This is a genomic window from Sorangium sp. So ce176 (assembly GCF_051519835.1).
GTDB lineage: Bacteria > Myxococcota_A > Polyangia > Polyangiales > Polyangiaceae > Sorangium > Sorangium cellulosum_G.
On sequence record NZ_CP150371.1, the window covers coordinates 4801773 to 4820838 of the forward strand.

Consider the following 19066-nt stretch of genomic DNA (forward strand, 5'->3'; position numbering starts at 1 on the left):
CCGGCCATGCTGAAGCCGGGCGATTCGTTCGAGCGCTACACGATCGAGGCCGCCATCGGGCAGGGCGGCATGGGCTGCGTCTACCGGGCGCACGACGCGCGGCTCGGGCGGCGCGTGGCGGTCAAGGTGATCGCGGGCGGCGCGGTGGACCCGGACGCCGCCGCGCGCCTGCTCCGCGAGGCGCGCGCGGCCGCCGCGCTCGACCACCCGAACGCCGTCTCGATCTTCGACGTCGGCGAGCTCGATGGGACGCCGTTCATCGTGATGGAGCTCGTCGCCGGTCGCACCCTGCGCAGCGCCATCGGCGGCGCCGAGGTGCCGGCCTCGACCCGGATCGCCTGGCTCGCCGACGCCGGCCGGGCGCTCGCCGCGGCGCACCGGCGGGGGCTCGTCCACCGCGACATCAAGCCGGAAAACGTGATGGTCCGCGACGACGGCGTCATCAAGGTGCTCGATTTCGGCATCGCCCGCCGCGCCGCCGGCGACGCGGATCCGATCGCCTCGACCGAGGCCCCGGCGCTGCCGACGCTGACCGCCCTGGGCGTCAAGCTCGGGACGCCTGTCTACATGGCCCCGGAGCAGATCCGCGGCGGGGAGCTCGACGGGCGCGCGGACCAGTTCGCGTGGGGCGTGCTCGCGTTCGAGCTCCTCACCGGCAGGCTGCCCTGGCGCGGCGCGGGCGACATGCTCGCTGTCGTCGCCTCGATCCTCACCGACGAGGCCGACAGCGCCCTGCTCGACGCCGCCTCGGTGCCGCCCGCGGTGAGCGCGGTCGTGCTGCGCGCCCTCTCCAAGCGCCCCGAGGACAGGTTCGCGTCGATGGATGACCTCGTGCGCGCGCTCGATGCGGCCGGGCGGGGCGAGGCGCCCGCCGCCGCGGTGATCGCGCCGCCCCCGCAGGCGCCCGTCGCCAAGGGGGGCGAGGCGCCCCGCGCCGGCGTGACCGAAGCGCAGCGGTTCTCGACCGAGGAGGTCCGCGACGTCCTCGCGCGCGCGATCGAGCGGCAGGCCTCGGCGGACGGCGGGGAGCCGCCCGCGCCGCGCGGCGACGCGCGGCTCGGCTTCGACGACCTGCTCGCCGCGGCGGAAGAGGTGGGCGTCGCCCCGGAGGCGCTGCGCGAGGCGAGCCGGGCGCTGCGCGCGCGCGACGTGGAGCGCAAGGCCGTCGAGTCGACAGCCGCCGAGCGCGCCTCATGGCTCCGGCGCAAGCGCCGCGACTTCTACCGGCACCTCGGCATCTACGTCATCGTCAACGCGGTGCTCCTCGTGCTCCTTGGCATGGTCGGCGTCGAGCAGCTCTGGGGGTTGCTGGTCCCGCTGCTCTGGGCGATCGGCCTCGCCATCCACGGGCTCGTCGCGTTCACCGCGCACGAGGACGACTGGGCGGAGGAGGCCGAGCGCATGCGGTGGTGGCACGAGCACCACCGCCGCAGGCACGAGGTGGCGATGGCGCGGGCGATCGGCGGAGCGCGCCCGGCGGCGGCGCTGCGCCAGCGCGTGGAGCCGGCGGGCGGCGACCGGCAGGGCAGGGTGCGCGTCGCGGCGGACACGGCGAGCTCGGGCATGGATCTCGCGGATCAGGCGGAGGAAGAGGCCGCTGTCGCGGTGAGCAGGGCGCAGCGCCAGCATCGCTGATCCCGGGAGCGCGCGGGTCGTCCGCGCCGGGGGCGGCGCCGCGCCGGCATGCGCTAAGCTCGCCGCGCTCGCTGCTCGCCGACTCCGGAGGCCGTCATGTCCAAGGTGAATCTCATCGCCCGTTCGATCGCCCCGCTCCAGGTCCTTCCTTCCTTCCTGCGCGCTCGCGCGCAGACAGCGCTGTTCCACCGCATGGTGCCGTTCACGGGCACCGCCGGGATCCAGTTCGACGAGGTGAGCCCGGAGCGGGTGGCGCTGCGGCTCGCCAACGGGCGCAAGGTGCAGAACCACATCGGCGGCGTGCACGCCGCGGCGGCGGGGCTCCTGGCCGAGACGGCGACAGGCTTCGTCGTCGCCGTCAGCCTGCCCGACGACAAGCTGCCGCTCCTGCGCAGCATGAAGGTCGATTACAAGCGCCGCGCCCAGGGGGGCCTGCGCGCTGTCGCGACGCTCTCGTCCGAGCAACGACGCTCGTTCGAGGACCAGCCGAAAGGCGACGTGACCGTCGCCGTCACGGTGACGGACGACAGCGGCGCATCGCCGATGGAGTGCGAGTTCGTGTGGGCGTGGGTGACCAAGGGGAGGTGACGCGTCGTATCCCCTCCGCCCGCTCCGGCCCGGCCCCGGAACGTCAGGAGAGCGTCAGGATCTCGCAGCCATCCCCCGTGACGAGCACTGTGTGCTCGAACTGCGCCGACAGGCTGCCGTCCTCGGTGACGATGGTCCACCCGTCATCGAGCGTGCGGATGCGGTGCGAGCCCAGGTTGACCATCGGCTCGATCGTGATGGCCATCCCGGCGCGGAGCCGCATGCCCGCGCCGCGCACGCCGGTGTGCGCGACGTGCGGCGGCAGGTGCATCTTCCGCCCGATCCCGTGCCCGCCCACCTCGCGGACAACGCTGCACCCCTCCGCCCGCGCGACCTCCTCGATCGCCGCCCCGATGTCGCCGAGCCGCGCCCCGTGGCGCACGACAGCGACGCCCGCGTCCCGGCACCGCCGGGCGACGTCCACCACGTGCCGCGCCTCGGCGCTCGGCTCTCCGATGAAGAACGTCGCGGAGGTGTCGCCGTGGTAGCCGTCGAGCTCCGTCGTCACGTCGACGTTGAGGATGTCGCCCGGCACGAGCACCTCGTCGCGCCGCGGGATCCCGTGGCATACGACGTGGTTCCGGCTCGTGCACACCGCCGCCGGGAAGCCCTTGTATCCGAGCTGACTCGGGCGGCCGCCGCGCTGCGCTGTGTCCTCGCGCACCCACCGGTCGATGTCCGCGGTGGTCACGTTGGGCTGGAGCCGCGCCCCGACGGCGGCCAGGGTCGCCGCGGCCACGCGCCCCGCGCGCCGCATCGCCTCGCACGCGCGAGGCCCGAGGATGTCCACGTTCATGCGAGGCGTATGCGCGCGCGGCGCGCGCCCATCCAATACCGTTTTGATCTCGGGCGCTCGCGCGCGGCTCCTCACCCGGGCGGCGTTCGCGGTACTATCGTCCGCGTGAGCCTGTCGCAGATCCGCTACTTCATCGCCGTCGCCGAGGAGGGCCACGTCGGCCGCGCCGCGCGCCGGCTCCACATCGCGCAGCCGCCCCTCAGCCGGCACATCCGCGGCCTGGAGGACGAGCTCGGCGCGCAGCTCTTCGAGCGCACGGCGCGCGGCATGCGCCTCCTGCCGGCCGGCGCGGCGTTCCTCGACCACGCCCGCACCATCGTCGCGCAGGTCGACGCGGCCGTCGCCGACCTCCGCAGCTACGGCGCCGCGCCTCCGGGAGCTGCCGGCGCCGCGCCTCCCGGGCGCGATCGCGACGCCGGCGGCGGCCGGCGCGCCGACCTGGGCTAGGCTGCGCCCGGTGGAGCCACGGGATCGGCATGGGCTACGACGCTGACCTCGCGCTGGCCGTCGAGGCGGCGCGCCGCGCGGGCTCGATCCTCCGCGCGGAGTTCCACCGCCCGGGCGGCCCGCGCGGCGCCGGGACGCACGCCGCCGTCGACGTGGAGGTCGAGCTCCTGCTGCGCGACGCGCTCACCCGGGCCACCCCCTACGCGTTCCTCGGCGAGGAGACCGGCGCCCGCGACGGCGCGGACCGGTCGCACCGCTGGGTCGTGGATCCGAACGACGGCACCGCGTCCTTCCTGCACGGCTACCGCGGCGCCTCGGTCTCGATCGGCCTGCTGCGCGAGGGCACGCCGGTGCTCGGCGTCGTCTTTGCGTACGCCTACCCCGACGACGACGGCGATCTCATCGCCTGGGCCGAGGGCACCGGGCCGATCCGGCGCAACGGCGCCGCCGTCTCGGCCTCGCTCGCCGGCGCCGCGCTCGACCGCTACGCCGTCGTGCTGCTCTCGCAGTCGGCGGACTACCTCCCGGCCCGGAACGCCCGGTGCGTCGCCCCGGCGCGGTTCCTCTCGCTCCCGAGCCTCGCCTACCGGCTCGCGCTGGCGGCGGTGGGCGAGGGCGTCGCCGCTGTCTCGCTCAGCCGGCCGCAGTGCTGGGACTACGCGGCCGGGCACGCGCTCGTGCGCGCCGCGGGCGGCGAGCTCGTCGACGACGACGGCGCGCCGATCGCGTACACAGCGCAGCGCGAGGGCGAGATCTGCCGCCTCTTCGGCGGCGCCCCGGCGGTCGTGCGGGAGCTCGCGCGGCGGCCGTGGAACGCCGTCATCCACGGCCGCATCCCCGCGCCGCAGGGCGCGTACGGCCTCCTGCGCCCCGCGCACAGCCTGCTCGTCGCGGATCCCGGCGCGCTCTCCCGCGCCCAGGGCTGCCTGCTCGGCCAGCTCGCGGGCGACGCGCTCGGCGCGCTCGTCGAGTTCCGGACCGCGGAGGAGATCGCGCCGCTCTATCCGGGCGGCGTCAGTGATCTCGCCGACGGCGGCACGTGGGACACGCTGGCCGGGCAGCCGACCGACGACTCCGAGATGGCGATCATGCTGGCGCGGTCGATCGTGCGCAAGCGCGGCTTCGTCGCCGAGGCCGCGCTCGACGCCTACGTGCACTGGTACGGCTCCCGCCCGTTCGACATCGGCAACACCGCGGCGGCCGCGCTCGCGGCCGCCGCGGGCGCGCCGCTCGGCGGCGCGCGCCGCGAGCGCGCCCGGGCGGCCGCGAGCCTGACCAGCGAGGCGAACGGCTCCGTGATGCGCGCGGCGCCGCTCGGCATCCTCGGCGCGGGCCGCCCGGGGGAGGCCGCCGCGTGGGCGCGCGACGACAGCGCGCTCACGCACCCCCATCCGGTCTGCTGCGCCGCCTCCGCCGCGTTCGTCGCGGCGGTCGCCGCGGCGGTGGGCGGCGCCGGCGTCGAGGGCGCCTGGGAGGCCGCCGGCGCCGAGGCGGAGCGGGGCGGCGAGCGCGCGGTCCTCGCCGCGCTGGAGGCCGCGCGCCGCGCGCCGCCCCGGAGCTTCTCGCACCAGGCCGGCTGGGTCCTCATCGCCTTGCAGAACGCCTTCTACCAGCTCCTCCACGCCTCCTCGCTCGAGCGCGGGCTCGTCGAGACCGTGATGGCCGGCGGCGACACCGACACGAACGCCGCGATCGCCGGCGCGCTCCTCGGCGCGGCGCACGGCCGGGACGCTGTCCCGGACCGCTTTCGCCGCCTCGTGCTCTCCTGCCGACCGCTGCCCGAGGCAGGGGCGAAGCGCGCGCGCCCCCCCGAGCTCTGGCCGGTCGACGCGATGCTCCTGGCCGAGGCGCTCCTCGCCGCCGGCCAGCGAGCGCAGCCCGAGGAGTGCGATCCGCCGGAGAGCTTCCGGACCGGGGATATCGGCTAAATGTTCAGCAATTTCGCAACTTAGCGGTATCCGGCGAGCCTCTTCAGCGCTTCAGCGCATGCCGGATCGGCCGGCAGGGCGCCGCTCAGCCTCCGGTCGGGCGCTCCAGGTGCCCGCCGAACTTGTGGCGCATCGCGGAGAGGACCTTCTCGGCGAAGGTGTGATCGTGGCGCGAGCGGAAGCGCGCGTAGAGCGCCGAGGAGAGCACCTCCGCGGGCACCGCCTCCTCGATCGCGGCCATGACGGTCCAGCGGCCCTCCCCGGAGTCCTGCACGAAGCCGCTGTACCCGCCGAGGTCCGGGCTCTCGGTGAGGGCGATCGCGGTGAGGTCGAGCAGCCACGAGCCCACCACGCTGCCCCGCCGCCACACCTCGGCGATCTCGCCGAGGTCGAGGTCGTACCGGTGCTCCTCGGGCAGGCGCGGGGTGGCCGCGTTCTTCAGGATGTCGAACCCCTCCGCGTAGGCCTGCATGAGGCCGTACTCGATCCCGTTGTGGACCATCTTCACGAAGTGGCCGGCGCCGACGGGGCCGCAGTGGAGGAAGCCCTCTTCGGACGTGCTCTGCGCCTCCTGCCGGCCCGGCGTGCGCGGGATGTCCCCGGTCCCCGGCGCGAGCGTCCGCAGGATGGGCAGCACCAGCGAGAACGCCTCGGGCGCGCCGCCGACCATCAGGCAGTAGCCGCGATCGATCCCCCACACGCCGCCGCTCGTCCCCACGTCCACGTAGCGGATGCCCCGCAGGGCGAGCTCCCTGGCGCGGCGGACGTCGTCCTTGAAGTAGGTGTTGCCCCCGTCGATGATCACGTCGCCGGGGGCGAGCTGCTCGCCGAGCTCCTGGACGACGCGCTCGGTCGGGGCGCCCGCGGGGAGCATGACCCAGACGACGCGCGTCGGCGCGAGCCTCTCCACCGCCTCGCCCAGCGAGGAGGCCGCCTCTGCGCCCTCCGCGGCGAGCTGCTTCACGCTCTCCTGGTTCAGATCGAACGCCACGACCTCGTGGCCGCCGCGCATGAGCCGGCGCGCCATGTTGGCGCCCATCCTCCCGAGTCCGATCATTGCGAGCTTCATCTCTCACGCTCCTGTCTGCGATCGCGGGCGTACCACGGGGGCCCGCCTCCGTGTCCGGGCGCTTTCCCGGAGGCGGTCACCGCGGCTTGTGTCGGATGGCGCCCATCGCGTGCTCGAGGGCGCTCTTCAGCGTGCTGAACACCGGGATCCCGTCGAGGCTCCCGCCGGCGTCCAGGATGCGCCTGACCATCCCTGCCGGGACGCCGGAGACGATGCACTGGCTGCCGAGCAGCCTCGTCGCCGCGAACAGCCGGAGGAGGTGCTCGATGGTGGACGTGTCGGCCGCCTGCGCGCCGGTGAGGTCCACGATCATGAACCGCGCGCCGTGCGCGACGATCGCGCCGAGCACCTCTTCCATCATGCGCGCCGCCCGCGCGCCGTCGACAGTGCCGATCACGGGCAGCGTGAGCACGCTGTCCCACACCTGGATGATCGGCGTCGACATCTCGAGCATCGCCTCGTGCTGCGCGCGGACCCGATCGAGCTGCACGCGCAGCTCGATCTGCACGCGCTCGAGCTCCTCGTTCTGCTCGCGGAGCTGCGCGCTCGCGTCGGCGAGGTCGAGCGAGTTCTTGAGCATCGTGTAGGTGGCGCCGACGTACAGCGCGTACGTTGTCGCGCTCGCGAGCGCCTTCCGGTCGATCTGGCGCTGGTCTTCCAGCGCGAACAGCATCGTGCCGATGGTCTTCTTGTAGACCTGGATCGGCACGTGGAACACGACGTCCGGGTCCTCGGCGAGGAGCCACGCGCGCGCGATGTCCGCCTCCCGCGCCTCGGTCCAGGGACCCTTGAACCACGCGGCGCGCTGCGCTTCCAGGGCCGCGACCATCCACGCGTCCACGACGACGCCGCCGCCCTCGGGCGCGCCGTACGCGAAGGTGCCGTGCTCGTACCTCGCCGCGATCCGGGCGCCGCCGCCGTCGTTGCCGAGCACGACGCAGAGCCGCTGGGACGGCACGATCCAGCGCGCGCTCGAGCAGACCTCTTCCCACAGCGATCTCAGGTCCGGCTGGCTCGCGAGCTTGAGGAGGATCTCGTTCAGGACGCCGAGGACGATCCACCCGCCGCCGCCGCCCTCGGAGGGCTGGCCAGACTCTGGCATCGACATCAGCAATCGGGGTCGAGCGGGAGGCCCGCGGCGTCGGTCCGTGGTTCGATGTTCTGCGAGGAGGCCGCCCTCATGACGGTCTCCCGGGTCGCTTCCTCGCAGAGCCCCGCCTCGCCGGTGCGAGCGACGGGCTCAGGACCAGATCGAATCTCGGCACGGTGCACACTCCTCGCGCTCGGCGCGCGGGCGCATCTTACCCCGCAACCCGCTCGCGGTGGGAGGTCTCTCGCCTGCCGCGCGCCCTCACGCCGGCTCCGCGGCGTCGCGCCGCGTCGTTCCTCACCGATGCAGCGCCCGCGCCGCGGCGGCCTGCCTGCCGAGGCGCGATCGCCCTGGGCGGCCGGGATGCCGCCGCGCTCGCGGCCGCGGCCGGGCAATACGCGCGGCGCCGCTGCGTGCTACCGCTAGGGCATGAAGATCAAGGCACGTGACGGCAAGGTGTATGAGGTCGCCTCTGCTCCGCCCGGCGGCAGTCACGAGGTGCGGCTCGACGGCAAGCTGGTCGGCTCGTTCGTGCTCCTGCCGGACGAGACGCAGGTCACCGTGAAGAGCAAGCCCGCGACCGACGCGCTCCTCGTGGACATCGCCGATCGGTTCGTGGCCGAGGGCGGCGCGCCCATGGGGATCAGCTGATCCGGCCTCGCCTCTGACGCGCGCGGCGGCGCTGCCGTGACGCTCCTGCCGCGGCCCCCAGGGCCGCGTATGTAGGGACTTCACGGCAGGCTCCGAGGTGAGTCTGCCACCTCCCCGGACCGCATCGAATGACGCCGACGCGCTGAGGTCGAACCGCCGCTCTGGGCCCGCGCCTCCTCGGCGCGGCGGCTTCCGCGCGCGGGGGCGCGACGCCGCGATCAGACCCGGTGGCGCCTCTCCGGCCGATGGACGGCGCGCTGTCGCGTGGCGTGCCGCTTGCTCTGATAGGCCGGTATGAATCTCGGAACGTGCCTCTCGCTCGCGATCGGGCTCGGCGTGCTGGCCGCCGGCGGGCGCGCCAGCGCTTGTGACCCGGTGGATACCAGCGTCTCGGAGGGCTTCCTGCGCGCCGGCGCACCGACGGAGCTCACCGCGGATGGCGCTCCGGCAGAGCTCACCACGGTGCCACGCAATGTGGCGATCGTGATCTGGGGCGACCTCCCGGAGCTCTCGCACCTGCTGGTCGAAGAGGCGACCGGCGCCTCCGTCACCGGTGCGGGCTCCGACGTTCCCGTCGCCCCGCCGGGCTACAGCGTGCTTCGCCCCGCCGAGACGCTGGCGCCCAACACCACGTACCGATTGCGCCTGAGGCCCACCGTCGAGCGCCTCGTCCGGACCTCGGACGTCATCGACGACGCCGCGCCGAGCGCGCCGGTGCTCGCGCGCGGTGACGTCGAGTTCCAGGCGAACGAGCCCGCCTGCGGAGCGAGCAGCTGCGGGGACATGAGCACGTTGACCTTCGATCTGGCCGAGCGAAGCGAGGACGATCACTCGCCCGCGGAGGCGCTGGTCTACGCCGTGTACGTGGGCTTCAGCCCGGAGCAAGCGCGCTCCAAGGCGCAGCCGGACGCGTGGCTCGAGGGCGACGCGATGCTCCTCTACGTGGACGACGATCACGTAGGTCGCGACGTCTACATCGCTGTCTCGGCGATCGACGAGGCCGGCAACGAGGGCGAGCGAAGCGAGGTGCTGCAGGTCGAGCACGAGGCGTCGGGCTGCGCTTTCGCGCGGAGCTCCACGCCGAAGGCGGCGCTCATCATGCTGCTCCTGGCCGTCGTCGCGCCGCTCCGTCGCGCCGCGCGCAGGGCGCCCCGCGCCTGGGCGGACGGCGCGCCCAGGATCGGAGGCTGAACCTGCCAGCGCCGGTCAAGGCTCGCTCCGTGTCCGCCTCTTCTCCTGTCGGTATCCGGACAGCTCAGCGCACGCCCGATCGTCACCGCACATCCCACCCGCACCCCGCTCGTCAGCGACCGCCGGTCGGAGCGGAGCACCGCAAAAAAACATCAATGCCCACCTGAACGCGCGCCGCGTTACGCCGCGCTGCGCCGCATTCAATTGCAAGCGGCATCACCCGATCCGTGCGCTGGCGCCGCGCCGCGGCCCCGGCGCCGAACCGTACGCCACGCGGCGCCATGCCGGGGCAGAGCGCAAGCGAAACCCCATCATGAGCGTTGTGCGCTGGGCGCGGGAAGAATATAAGAAGTACCATGCGACACATCCGTACGAGCGCCGCGCGCGCTTGCTTTGTGCTTTTCCTGCTCGCGGTGTTCCCCGGCACGGCGTTGGGGGCGGCGACCGCGATCACGTTCAACATCAACCACGCCGATTGCGGCAGCGCCGAGTTCGCGCTGTATATGAACGGGGTTCTCCTCGACACGGTCGCGAGCGACAAGCGTTGCTATTGCAACAATATGACGCTCACGAAGACGTTCACGGATCCCGCGGTGCTCGCCCTCTACGATCCGGCCACATGCAATGATGTGCGGGTCGATATCAACCGCGGCCAGTCGGTGTTCCTCGGCTTCGTCAGCATCGACGTCGCGTCGACCGAGGGCTCGTCTCGCCTCTGCCTGTTCGATGCGCTCTCCAGCCGCACCCCGTGCGCCAATCGCAACGTCTGCGACGCCTATCACCGCTCGGTCACGTCGCTCGGGAACTACGACGGGGACGGCGTCGCGCCGGGCATCGGCGTCGGCTGCGACAACTGCGCCTACCACAAGAACGCGGACCAGGCCGACACCGACGGCGACGGGATCGGCGACGTCTGCGACCCCTGTCCGCGTGGCGACAGCGACGGCGATGGCGTCTGCGACGCGACCGACAACTGCCGTGTCGCCGCCAACCCCGGCCAGGCAGACCGCGACCGCGACCGCGTCGGCGACGCCTGCGACAACTGCGCCGACGCGAGCAACCCGGACCAGGCCGACGCCGACGGCGACGGGATCGGCGACGTCTGCGACCCCTGTCCGCGCGGCGACAGCGACGGCGATGGCGTCTGCGACGCGACCGACAACTGCCCGGCCACCCCGAATCCAGACCAGGTCGACAGCAATGGAGACGGCCACGGGGACGCGTGCGTCGGCGTGTGCGTCACCCTCCAGCGAGGCGCCTCCGGCCAGGTCGCAGACGCGCTGCTCCTGGAGGCGTACCCCGATTACAGCGACGGCCAGAGCCCCTACAACGCCACAGGCACGGCGCACGGCGCACGCCAGCAAGCGCTCTACTGGTTCGGGCTCGACGGCATCCCGGTAGGGGCCACCGTCACCTCGGCGGAGTTCGGCGCCGTCGCCTTCGGATCGAGCGACCAGATCGTCCGCGTCCACCGGGTCACCGCGCCGTGGAGCGAGGGCAACGTCACCTGGCGCAGCTTCGCCGCGAGCTACGATGGGGCCGTCGAGGCCGACCTCGGCTGGGCCGGCCCGTACGCCGTGACAGCCGACCTGACCGAGCTCGTACAGGCGTGGGTCGACGGCGCCGCGCCGAACCACGGCTTCCTCCTCGAGGAGGATCCCACCGGGACCACGTCCTACCGCACGAGCGACCACCCCGACCAGAGCGACCGCCCCTGGATCGAGGTCTGCTACCTCGCTCCCTGAGCTCCGCCCCGCGGCTTCTCGCCCGCGCCGTCCGCGTCCGCCGGGTAAGGCTTCCCGAGCGCCGCCGGAGGCGTCGCGTCGAACGCGCGCAGCAGCGGGCGTCGCGCTGCGTCAGGGAGCAGCGCGCCGAGGCGCTCCAGCAGCCCGCTCGAGGTGAGCGCCAGGACCACGATCATCAGCGCGAACGGCGCCACGCTGAAGACCTGCGTCGGCACCGACGGCAGCGCGCTCTGGCCGAGGCTCGCCATCGACGACAGCACGCCGAAGAGGTACGCGCCGAGCGCCGCCCGCACCGGATGGAAGCCGCCGAAGATCACGATCGCGAGCGCGATCCAGCCGTAGCCCGCCGTGTGGCGGTGGCTCCACCCCGCCTTGAAGTCGAGCGAGTAGGCCGCGCCGCCGATGCCCACGAGCGCCCCGCCCACCAGCGTCGCCGCGGTGCGCACGCGCGTCACGCGCGCCCCGCGCGCGTGGGCCGCCGCCGGCTGCTCCCCGACGGCCCGGAGCAGGAGCCCCGCGCGCGTGCGGTACAGGAAGAGCCACGCGCCGGCGACGAGCACGTAGCTCGCGTACACCACCGGATCGCTCTGGAAGAACAGCGGCCCCAGGACCGGGACGTCCCGCAGCACGGGGATCGACGCGCCCGACACCGTCGGCCCGGGCACGCGCACGAACGGGCCGCCGAGCACCGACGAGAGATCCGCGCAGAGCATCGCCAGCACGAAGCCGATCGCGATCTGCGACCGGCCCAGGTGGACGCCGCCGATCGCCACGATGAGCGCGACGAGCGCCCCGATCGCGGCCGCGGCGGCGAAGCCGGCGAGCACGCTCCCTGTCGTCAGGGCGGCCGCGAAGCCGACCATGGCCGAGAGCATCATCGCGCCCTCGGCCGACAGGTTGATGACCCCGGCCCGCTCGGCCAGCGTCTCGCCGACCGCCGCGTAGACGAGCGGCGTCGACGCCGCGAGCGCTGTCGCGAGGAGCGGCAGGAGCTCGGCGGTGAAGTCCATCAGGCCTCCTCCGGCCGGCCGCGGCCGCGCATGTTGCGCACGTTCCAGGGCGACAGGATCGCGAGCAGCACGAGCACCCCCTGGAGCACGCCCGAGAGCGAGGACTCCAGGCCGAGCGTCATCGGGAGCTTCAGGCTGCCCACGTTGAGCGCGCTGAAGAACAGCGCGATCGGCGCGACGAGCGCGGCGCGCCGGCCCGCGAGCATCACGACGAGCAGCGCCAGGAACCCGAGGTTGCTCGAGACGTTCGGGATGAGCCGGTGGAAGGTCCCGAGCACCTGCAGCGCGCCGGCGGCGCCCGCGAGCGCGCCCGATATAGCGAACGCGAGGAGCACCTGCCGCGCCGCCGGGACGCCGAGCACCTCCGCGGCCTCCGGGCTCAGCCCCACCGCCCGCAGCCGGAGCCCGAAGTGCGTCCGCCCGAGCACCACCGCCGTCCCGACGAGCGCGAGCGCCGCGAGCAGGAGCGCGGCCGGGCTCAGCTCGGTGCCGCCCAGCGTGGAGAGCCGGAGCGCGGCGTCGAGCGGCTCGGTGCCGGCCATGGACGCGACGCCGGGGCGCTTCCACGGCCCGAAGACGAGGTAAAGGACCGCCCCCTGGGCCACGAAGTTCATGCCGAGGCCCGCGAAGATCTCGCTCACCCGGCCGTGCGTGTGCAGCGCGCCCGTGAGCGCGCCCCAGAGCACCCCGCCGAGCGCCCCCGCGGCGACGCAGAGCGCGGCGACGGCGCCCGCAGGGAGGCCCGGCCACAGCGCGCGCGCCGCGCCTGTCGCGCAGAGGGCCCCGAGGACGAGCTGCCCCTCGACGCCCAGGTGGTACAGCCCGGCGCGAAATGTGAATAACAGGCCGCTGCCGCAGAGGAGCAGCGGCGCCAGGGTGGCGAGCACCCGCGCCGCTTGCTCCGTGGAGCCGAAGGCGCCCTCCCACAGGCTCGAGGCGACCGCCGCCGGCGACGCCCCGAGCACGGCGCAGAGGCCCGCCACGAGGGCGAGCGACAGGACGAGCGGCGCCAGGCGGGGAGCGAGCTCGGCGGCCCACGCCCTGCGCGCGCTGGGCCCCGCCCGGTCTTCGGGCCCGGCGCTCATTCGCCGTGCTCCGCGCCGTGCTCCGCGGGCGCGGCGGGCGCGGCCTCGTCGAGCTCGCCGCCGATCATCCGCCCGAGCCGGTCCGGGGTGAGCTCGGCCGCGCGGACCGGCCGCGAGACGCGCCCGCCGCTGAACACGAGGATCCTGTCGCTGTAGCGCATGAGCTCGTCGAGCTCGGACGACGCGAACAGGAGCGCCGTCCCGCCCTTGCACCGCGCGAGGAGCTGCTCCCAGACCCAGCGGGCCGACTCGATGTCGAGCCCCCGGGTCGGGTGCTCCAGCAGGAGCAGCGCGAGGTCCGCGGGGAGCAGCGCGAGCTGCGTGCGCTGCTGGTTGCCGCCGGAGAGCAGCTCCACGGGCGTCTCCGGCCGCCCCCGGATCCGGAACGCCTCGATCGCGCGCTCGGCGGCGCGGCGGATCTCGCGGGCGCGGAGGAAGAGCCCCGGCCGGGGCGCGCGGAGCGCGACGTGCTCCTCGATGGAGAGGCCCGCGACGAGGCCCTCGCGGCGGCGGTCCGCGGGGAGGTACCCCACGCCCGCGCGCAGGAAGGCCTGGTAGGGGCGGCCGGCCATCTCGACCTCGCCGACGGCGACGCGGCCGCGCCGCGGCCGGAGCAGCCCCGCGCAGGCGCGGAGCAGCAGGCGCTGGCCGCTCCCCTCGAGGCCCGCGAGCCCGAGCACCTCGCCGCGGCGGACTTCCAGGCGCGGGACGCGCAGCTCGATCCGGTGATCGCCGAACCGGACATCCTCGAGCGAGAGCGCCGCGCCGCCGCCCGCTGTCGGCAGCCGCTCCGGCGGCGCGAGCGCCTTGCCGAACATCAGCGCGACGAGGCGGTCGGCCCCGGCCGGCATCTCCGCCTCGCCCGCCACCTTGCCCTGCCGCAGCACCGTCACGCGGTCGCAGAGCGCCTCGACGTCCGAGAGCTTGTGCGACACGAGGACGATCGCCTGGCCGTCCTGCTTGAGCCGCCGCAGCGCGGAGAACAGCGCCTCCTGCTGCGCGGCGGAGATCCCTGTCGTGGGCTCGTCGAGGAGCAGCGCGCGGACGCCCAGCGAGAGCAGCCGCAGCAGCTCGATCTGCTGGCGCTCGCCCAGGGTGAGCCGGGCGACCTGCTCGTCCGGGTCGACGGGGAAGCCGAACCGCGCCGCGAGCGCGAGGAGCTCGTCGCGCGCCGCGCGGCGCGGGAGGAAGATCTCCGCCGCGCGCGCGCGGCTCACCGCCGAGCGCGCGGCGCCTCCCGCGCGCGGCCTCGCGACGAGGAAGCTCTCCAGGACGGTGAGGGGCGGAAAGTCGAGCGGCTCCTGGTGGAGCACGCCGACGCCGGCGGCGAGCGCGTCGGCCGGGCTCGCGAGCGCGACCGGGCGGCCGTCGAAGAGAAGGCGGCCGGCGTCGGGCCGGAGCAGCCCGCCCAGGACGCGGAGCAGGGTGCTCTTGCCGGCCCCGTTCTCGCCGAGCAGCCCGTGGACGGCGCCCGCCTGGATCGTCAGCGACACGTCGTCGTTGGCCCTGACAGGGCCGAACCGCTTCGTGATGCGCTCGATCTCGATCCGCATGGAGCGCCGCCCGGCGCGGCTACTTGCTCGGCCCTGTGATCCCCTGGACGAGCTGCGGCAGATACCAGATCTGCTGGGGCGTCGCGGCCTCGCCGTCCTTCAGGAACTCGGCGCCGTCCTGGAACTTGAGCGGCCCCTTGAAGAGGTCGAGCCCGCCGGCGAGCGCCTGGATGAACGCGTCGAGCTGCGCCTTCTGCTCGCCCAGGGCGGGGCCGGGCAGGAAGCCGATGACCGACGCCTCCCCGTTCAGGTCGCGGAGATCCGGCGCTGCCCAGACGAACTCGCTCGTGTACTTGCCAGCGCGCGATTTCTCGATGACGTCGCGGTAGAGCGGCGCCCAGTTGTAATAGGCGACGCCGAGGCAGATCTCCGGCGCGAGATCGCAGCCGGCCTTGTGGTCGTAGTGGACGTACTTGACCTTCTTGCCAGCCCCGCTCGCCTTCTTGGCCTGCAGCGCGGCCTCGGGCGTGTCGAGCCCGGTCAGGAGCACGTCGAAGCCGCTGCTGTAGAAGTCGTCGGCCACCTTGGTTGGATCGAGCGTGACGCCCGGGATGTTGAACCAGAAGCCGATCCAGGTGACCTTGAACGTGAGCTCTTCCGGCTTCCTCTTCCTGTAGGTCTCCCAGCAGTGCCGCGCGCCGAGGTACGCCGAGGTGACGAGCCGGCGGGTCTCGTCGTTGACGAGCGGGCCGAGATACCCGATCTTGCCCGTCTCGGTGCCGAGCGCCGCCGCGCACCCCGCGATGTGCTTGGCTGTCTCGATGCGCCCCATGATGTTGCCCATGTTTGCCTGGGGCTTGTGGTTCTTGCCGTCTTTCCAGGCGTAATCGCCCGAGACGTGGATGACGTTGATCAGCGGGTGCTTGCGCGCTGTCTCGAGGGCGTCGTCCTTGTAGTCGTCGGAGTTGTAGACAACGACCCTGGCGCCGCGGGAGATGAGGTCGTCCGCGACCTGGGAGCCCTTCACGTTGGGGCGGTCGGCCGGGTTCACCTTGTCGACGTACTCGAAGCTGACGTCCGGCATCTTTGCGAGGACCTCGCGGATGCCGTCGTAATGCGCCTGGTTCCACCCCTTGTCGTTGTAGGGGCCGACCAGCACCATCCCGACCTTGTACCCCGCTGTCGGCGCGGCCTCGCCCGCCGGCGCGCCCGTCGGGGCCGCGGCGCTGGAGGCGGCGGCCTTGTCGGAGGCCGGGCTCGTGCCCCTGGAACAGCCCTGGGATGCGCCGGCCAGCAGCGACAGCGCCACGGTGAGGACGGTGGCGGAGGGGTGGGGGACCGCGGGCGACGTCAGCGGGCGATGTGTCACCTGCGCATCGTGGGCGGGAATGCCGCAGGGTGTCAAGATACAGCTTCGGCGGACGACGCTGCGGCCCCTGCGGGCGACCCGGACCGCGCGGGCGGCTACCGTGTGGTGGATCACAGAACTACGATGCTCGGAGCGAGGTGAATGCGATGCGCGGGGTGCCGCTGCCGTACCTGCGTTGTCTCGGGGCGGGGCGCGTATCCGCGCTGGCCCCGCTCGTGGTCGCCGGGGTGGTCGTCGCGGCCGCCCCGCCAGCGCAAGCATGGGAGTACGATCTGCTGATCAGGGGAGGGAGGGTCATCGACCCGGCGAACGGCCGCGACGGGATACTGGACGTGGCCGTGAGCCACGGGCGCATCGCCAAGGTGGCTGTGGACATCGACCCTGCGCGCGCGCGCGCCGTGGTCGACGCGGCGGGCCTCGTCGTCGCGCCCGGGTTCGTCGATATCCACACGCACGTGTTCTTCGGGACCACCGACGGCACCTACCTCCACAACAGCTACCAGACCGTCGCGCCGGACAGCTTCGCGCCGCGCAGCTGCACGACGACCGTGGTGGACGCGGGCAGCTCCGGCTGGCGCGACGTCGAGCTGTTCAAGGCGCAGACGATCGCGCACTCGAAGACCCGGGTGCTGGCGTTCCTCAACATCGTCGGCGGCGGCATGCGCGGCGGGCAGGCCGAGCAGGATCTCGGGGACATGGATGCGGCCAGGACGGCAGCGGCGGCGCGGGCGCACCGCGACGCGGTCGTCGGCGTCAAGGTCGCGCACCACGCCGGGCCGGCGTGGGATCCCGTGCTGCGGGCCGTCGAGGCGGCGCGGGCGTCCGGGGGGCGGGTGATGGTCGATCTCGGGCGGCACGTGCCCGAGCTCTCGCTGCGCGACCTCTTGCTGACGCACCTCCGGCCGGGGGACATCTTGACGCACGTCTACGCGGACATCCCGGGGCGAACGCCGGTCGTCGACGCCGGCGGCCGCGTGCGTCCGTACGTGCTCGAGGCAGCGCGGCGCGGCGTCGTCTTCGATCTCGGGCACGGGGGCGGCAGCTTCGTTTTCGATCAGGCAGTGCCCGCGCTCGCGCAGGGCCTCCTCCCGAGCTCGATCAGCACCGACATGCACCTCCAGAGCCTGAACGGGGCGATGGGGGACATGGTCAACGTCGTGTCCAAGATGCTGAACCTCGGCATGTCGCTCCCCGATCTCATCCGCCGCAGCACGGCGGACCCGGCGGCGATCCTCGGCAGGCCGGAGCTCGGCACCCTCGGCGAGGGCGCGGCGGCGGACATCGCTGTGTTGCGCCTCGAGACGGGGCGGTACGGCTATGTCGACACGAGCGGCGCGCGCATCGACGGCGACCGGCGGCTCGAGTGCGCGATGACGTTGCGCGACGGGCGGGTGCTCTGGGATCGCGACGGGCTCACGGCCAGGAGATACGATGCCCTCAGGACACCGCGGCCTCGGCGGCGGCCGGCGGCGCGTCGACGGCGGCGCGGGCCGGCCGGAGCGGGTGCGTCTCGACGCGCCAGATGCCCTCGTCCGTCAGCCGGATGGCCGCGAACCGCGCGACCCCATCGAGGTGCCCGTCCGTCTCGTGGCCCAGCGTCGACGAGGGGTGCGCATAGACGCTGACGCGGCCGCCGCTCTTCGAGCGGTAGTGGCCGAAGAACGCGAGGTGCTTGTGCCCGTGGAGGATGAGGGCGCTGTTCTTCCTCGGGTTCTTCTGCTGGTACGCCGCGAGCATCTCGAGCAGGCGCGGCCCATCCATGGCGATCATGAACGTGTCGTTGAGCGAGATCGGCCCCGCGAGGCGCGCCACGTGGTGGTGCAGGAGCACGACGACGGGGCCGGATCCCCGCCGGAGCGCGCGGGCCAGCCGCCGGAGCTGGCTGCCGCCGATCTGCCCGATCGCGTTCGAGCCCACGAACCGCGACCGGTAACGGTTGGAGTTGAGCCCGAAGATCCGGATACCGCCCTCGAGCTCGAGCCGCCTCGGATAGAGGCCGGCGATCGCGCGCAGCCGCCGTCGCGCCCGCTTGCGGGCCGGGACGTGCAAGCCGGGCTGGAAAGGGCCGCGCTCCACGCGGGTGAGCACGTCGATGAAGCGCTGCTCGCGCTCCGCCCGCTTCTTGAGGTACGGATCGGGCGACGTGCCGACGTTGATGGCGACATCGTGGTTGCCAGGCACCATGAGCACCTGCGACGACGCCGGGATGCCGGAGAGCGCCGCCTCGAGCTCGTCCCACTGCGCCTCCTCCCCGAGATCGGTCATGTCGCCCGTCAGCGCCACGAGCGGCGGATTCATGGCGGCGATCTCCGCGACGAGCCGCCGGAGGCGGCCCGTCAGCTCGGCGGTGTCGGGGCGAGGGACCCCCTCGGGCCACGCCGCCGACCCCTCCTCGATCTCGTACGGCTCGCGGCCGTCCACGGTGATGTGCAGATCGGAGATCTGGCAGAGCACGAGCCGCCCGCCCGGGATGGCGTCCCCGGGGTCGGGGAAGAGCGTCGCCGCGCCGCCATACCGCAGGATCACGCGGGTCGCCTCGCCCAGGGCGGACGCGAGCCAGGCGTAGAGCGAGATCCCGAGGGCGAGCAGGGCGAGCGCCGTGCACCCGACCAGGACGAGCGCGGCGCCGCTGCGGAAGGAGAGCCTGCCGCCCGCCGGGAACAACGCGAGATCGGACGCGATGAACGAGGCGATCGACCCCTCGGGCCACGCCGCGGCCCAGCCCGGGACGCCGATGTCGAGGAAGTCAACGAGCAGGCCACCGGCGACGCAGAGCGCGGCGACGACGACGAACAGCAGGATCAGGCGGTCGCGGAGGACGTCGATGACATCGACCATCTCGCCGAGCCGCCCCCGGAACGACGACCGGAAGTAGCGACTCCCGTAGGAGACCTTCTTCCATGTCTCCGGCCGCCACACGTGGCCTCGGCTCGCGAGGCGCGAGGCGACAACCGCGAGGGCGAGGGCCA

At 73.6% G+C, this 19066-nt stretch carries 15 protein-coding genes and 2 pseudogenes; 8 read left to right on the forward strand and 9 right to left on the reverse strand.

The window, feature by feature from the left end:
- The first annotated feature begins 6 nt into the window (after nt 1–6).
- Both WMF42_RS17835 and WMF42_RS17840 read left to right on the forward strand, forming a co-directional pair.
- Nucleotides 7–1635, forward strand: a complete 1629-nt coding sequence (locus WMF42_RS17835; protein WP_437693308.1) for a protein kinase domain-containing protein — start codon at nt 7–9, stop codon at nt 1633–1635.
- 96 nt (nt 1636–1731) lie between these two features.
- A complete protein-coding gene (locus WMF42_RS17840; protein ID WP_061610177.1) occupies nt 1732–2223 on the forward strand; it encodes a hotdog fold domain-containing protein in 492 nt (163 codons plus the stop codon).
- 43 nt (nt 2224–2266) lie between these two features.
- Here the strand turns inward: WMF42_RS17840 and map are convergent, their stop codons facing one another.
- Complete coding sequence (map, locus tag WMF42_RS17845) at nt 2267–3019, reverse strand: type I methionyl aminopeptidase (RefSeq protein ID WP_061610176.1); 753 nt, start codon at nt 3017–3019, stop codon at nt 2267–2269.
- A 105-nt stretch (nt 3020–3124) separates the two neighbouring features.
- On the opposite strand from map, the gene WMF42_RS17850 reads away from it, so the two are divergent.
- Nucleotides 3125–3466 (forward strand): LysR family transcriptional regulator, encoded by a 342-nt coding sequence (locus WMF42_RS17850; protein WP_437693309.1) that lies wholly within the window; start codon nt 3125–3127, stop codon nt 3464–3466.
- A 29-nt stretch (nt 3467–3495) separates the two neighbouring features.
- On the forward strand, nt 3496–5394 hold the full coding sequence (locus WMF42_RS17855; protein ID WP_437693310.1) for an inositol monophosphatase family protein: 1899 nt from the start codon (nt 3496–3498) through the stop codon (nt 5392–5394).
- An 85-nt stretch (nt 5395–5479) separates the two neighbouring features.
- On the opposite strand, the gene gnd is transcribed toward WMF42_RS17855, so the two are convergent.
- Both gnd and WMF42_RS17865 read right to left on the reverse strand, forming a co-directional pair.
- Nucleotides 5480–6463 (reverse strand): phosphogluconate dehydrogenase (NAD(+)-dependent, decarboxylating), encoded by a 984-nt coding sequence (gene gnd / locus WMF42_RS17860; protein ID WP_061612840.1) that lies wholly within the window; start codon nt 6461–6463, stop codon nt 5480–5482.
- 76 nt (nt 6464–6539) lie between these two features.
- Entirely contained in the window at nt 6540–7571 is a 1032-nt protein-coding gene (locus tag WMF42_RS17865) for an STAS domain-containing protein (RefSeq protein WP_437693311.1), read from the reverse strand.
- Nucleotides 7572–7982: 411 nt separating this feature from the next.
- On the opposite strand from WMF42_RS17865, the gene WMF42_RS17870 reads away from it, so the two are divergent.
- The 3 genes from WMF42_RS17870 to WMF42_RS17880 all read left to right on the forward strand — a co-directional run bounded on the left by WMF42_RS17870 (nt 7983) and on the right by WMF42_RS17880 (nt 11140).
- Nucleotides 7983–8204 carry a hypothetical protein gene (locus WMF42_RS17870; RefSeq protein WP_061612839.1) on the forward strand — a complete coding sequence of 74 codons (222 nt, stop codon included), beginning with the start codon at nt 7983–7985 and terminating at the stop codon, nt 8202–8204.
- A 294-nt stretch (nt 8205–8498) separates the two neighbouring features.
- Nucleotides 8499–9395, forward strand: a complete 897-nt coding sequence (locus tag WMF42_RS17875) for a hypothetical protein (RefSeq protein ID WP_437693312.1) — start codon at nt 8499–8501, stop codon at nt 9393–9395.
- A gap of 356 nt (nt 9396–9751) precedes the next feature.
- A complete protein-coding gene (locus tag WMF42_RS17880) occupies nt 9752–11140 on the forward strand; it encodes a DNRLRE domain-containing protein (RefSeq protein WP_437693313.1) in 1389 nt (462 codons plus the stop codon).
- Here the strand turns inward: WMF42_RS17880 and WMF42_RS17885 are convergent.
- The 5 genes and pseudogenes from WMF42_RS17885 to WMF42_RS17905 all read right to left on the reverse strand — a co-directional run bounded on the left by WMF42_RS17885 (nt 11125) and on the right by WMF42_RS17905 (nt 16097).
- Nucleotides 11125–12150 (reverse strand): ABC transporter permease, encoded by a 1026-nt coding sequence (locus tag WMF42_RS17885; RefSeq protein ID WP_434047981.1) that lies wholly within the window; start codon nt 12148–12150, stop codon nt 11125–11127. The genes WMF42_RS17880 and WMF42_RS17885 overlap by 16 nt on opposite strands.
- Entirely contained in the window at nt 12150–13235 is a 1086-nt protein-coding gene (locus tag WMF42_RS17890; protein ID WP_061612835.1) for an ABC transporter permease, read from the reverse strand. The genes WMF42_RS17885 and WMF42_RS17890 overlap by 1 nt, the downstream gene beginning before the upstream one ends.
- Complete coding sequence (locus WMF42_RS17895; protein ID WP_437694303.1) at nt 13232–14086, reverse strand: ATP-binding cassette domain-containing protein; 855 nt, start codon at nt 14084–14086, stop codon at nt 13232–13234. The genes WMF42_RS17890 and WMF42_RS17895 overlap by 4 nt, the downstream gene beginning before the upstream one ends.
- Before the next feature lie 174 nt (nt 14087–14260).
- Nucleotides 14261–14725: pseudogene (locus tag WMF42_RS17900) on the reverse strand (ATP-binding cassette domain-containing protein); the annotation flags it as partial.
- 82 nt (nt 14726–14807) lie between these two features.
- Nucleotides 14808–16097: a BMP family lipoprotein gene (locus tag WMF42_RS17905; RefSeq protein WP_437693314.1), complete on the reverse strand. Its 1290-nt coding sequence runs from the start codon at nt 16095–16097 to the stop codon at nt 14808–14810.
- Nucleotides 16098–16243: 146 nt separating this feature from the next.
- On the opposite strand from WMF42_RS17905, the gene WMF42_RS17910 reads away from it, so the two are divergent.
- The gene (locus tag WMF42_RS17910) at nt 16244–17722 is read left to right on the forward strand and encodes an amidohydrolase/deacetylase family metallohydrolase (protein ID WP_437693315.1); all 1479 of its coding nucleotides are present in this window, start codon (nt 16244–16246) and stop codon (nt 17720–17722) included.
- Between the two features lie 55 nt (nt 17723–17777).
- Here the strand turns inward: WMF42_RS17910 and WMF42_RS17915 are convergent.
- A pseudogene (locus WMF42_RS17915) lies at nt 17778–18935 on the reverse strand (metallophosphoesterase family protein); the annotation flags it as partial.
- Between the last annotated feature and the right edge of the window lie 131 nt (nt 18936–19066).

What these genes read in the sequence shown, in the direction of transcription:
- WMF42_RS17835 (WP_437693308.1), top strand. Translation starts at nt 7, where the DNA reads ATGCTGAAGCCGGGCGATTCGTTCGAGCGCTACACGATCGAGGCCGCC.
- WMF42_RS17840 (WP_061610177.1), top strand. Translation starts at nt 1,732, where the DNA reads ATGTCCAAGGTGAATCTCATCGCCCGTTCGATCGCCCCGCTCCAGGTC.
- map (WP_061610176.1), bottom strand. Translation starts at nt 3,019, where the DNA reads ATGAACGTGGACATCCTCGGGCCTCGCGCGTGCGAGGCGATGCGGCGC.
- WMF42_RS17855 (WP_437693310.1), top strand. Translation starts at nt 3,496, where the DNA reads ATGGGCTACGACGCTGACCTCGCGCTGGCCGTCGAGGCGGCGCGCCGC.
- gnd (WP_061612840.1), bottom strand. Translation starts at nt 6,463, where the DNA reads ATGAAGCTCGCAATGATCGGACTCGGGAGGATGGGCGCCAACATGGCG.
- WMF42_RS17865 (WP_437693311.1), bottom strand. Translation starts at nt 7,571, where the DNA reads ATGTCGATGCCAGAGTCTGGCCAGCCCTCCGAGGGCGGCGGCGGCGGG.
- WMF42_RS17870 (WP_061612839.1), top strand. Translation starts at nt 7,983, where the DNA reads ATGAAGATCAAGGCACGTGACGGCAAGGTGTATGAGGTCGCCTCTGCT.
- WMF42_RS17875 (WP_437693312.1), top strand. Translation starts at nt 8,499, where the DNA reads ATGAATCTCGGAACGTGCCTCTCGCTCGCGATCGGGCTCGGCGTGCTG.
- WMF42_RS17880 (WP_437693313.1), top strand. Translation starts at nt 9,752, where the DNA reads ATGCGACACATCCGTACGAGCGCCGCGCGCGCTTGCTTTGTGCTTTTC.
- WMF42_RS17885 (WP_434047981.1), bottom strand. Translation starts at nt 12,150, where the DNA reads ATGGACTTCACCGCCGAGCTCCTGCCGCTCCTCGCGACAGCGCTCGCG.
- WMF42_RS17890 (WP_061612835.1), bottom strand. Translation starts at nt 13,235, where the DNA reads ATGAGCGCCGGGCCCGAAGACCGGGCGGGGCCCAGCGCGCGCAGGGCG.
- WMF42_RS17895 (WP_437694303.1), bottom strand. Translation starts at nt 14,086, where the DNA reads ATGCCGGCCGGGGCCGACCGCCTCGTCGCGCTGATGTTCGGCAAGGCG.
- WMF42_RS17910 (WP_437693315.1), top strand. Translation starts at nt 16,244, where the DNA reads ATGCGCGGGGTGCCGCTGCCGTACCTGCGTTGTCTCGGGGCGGGGCGC.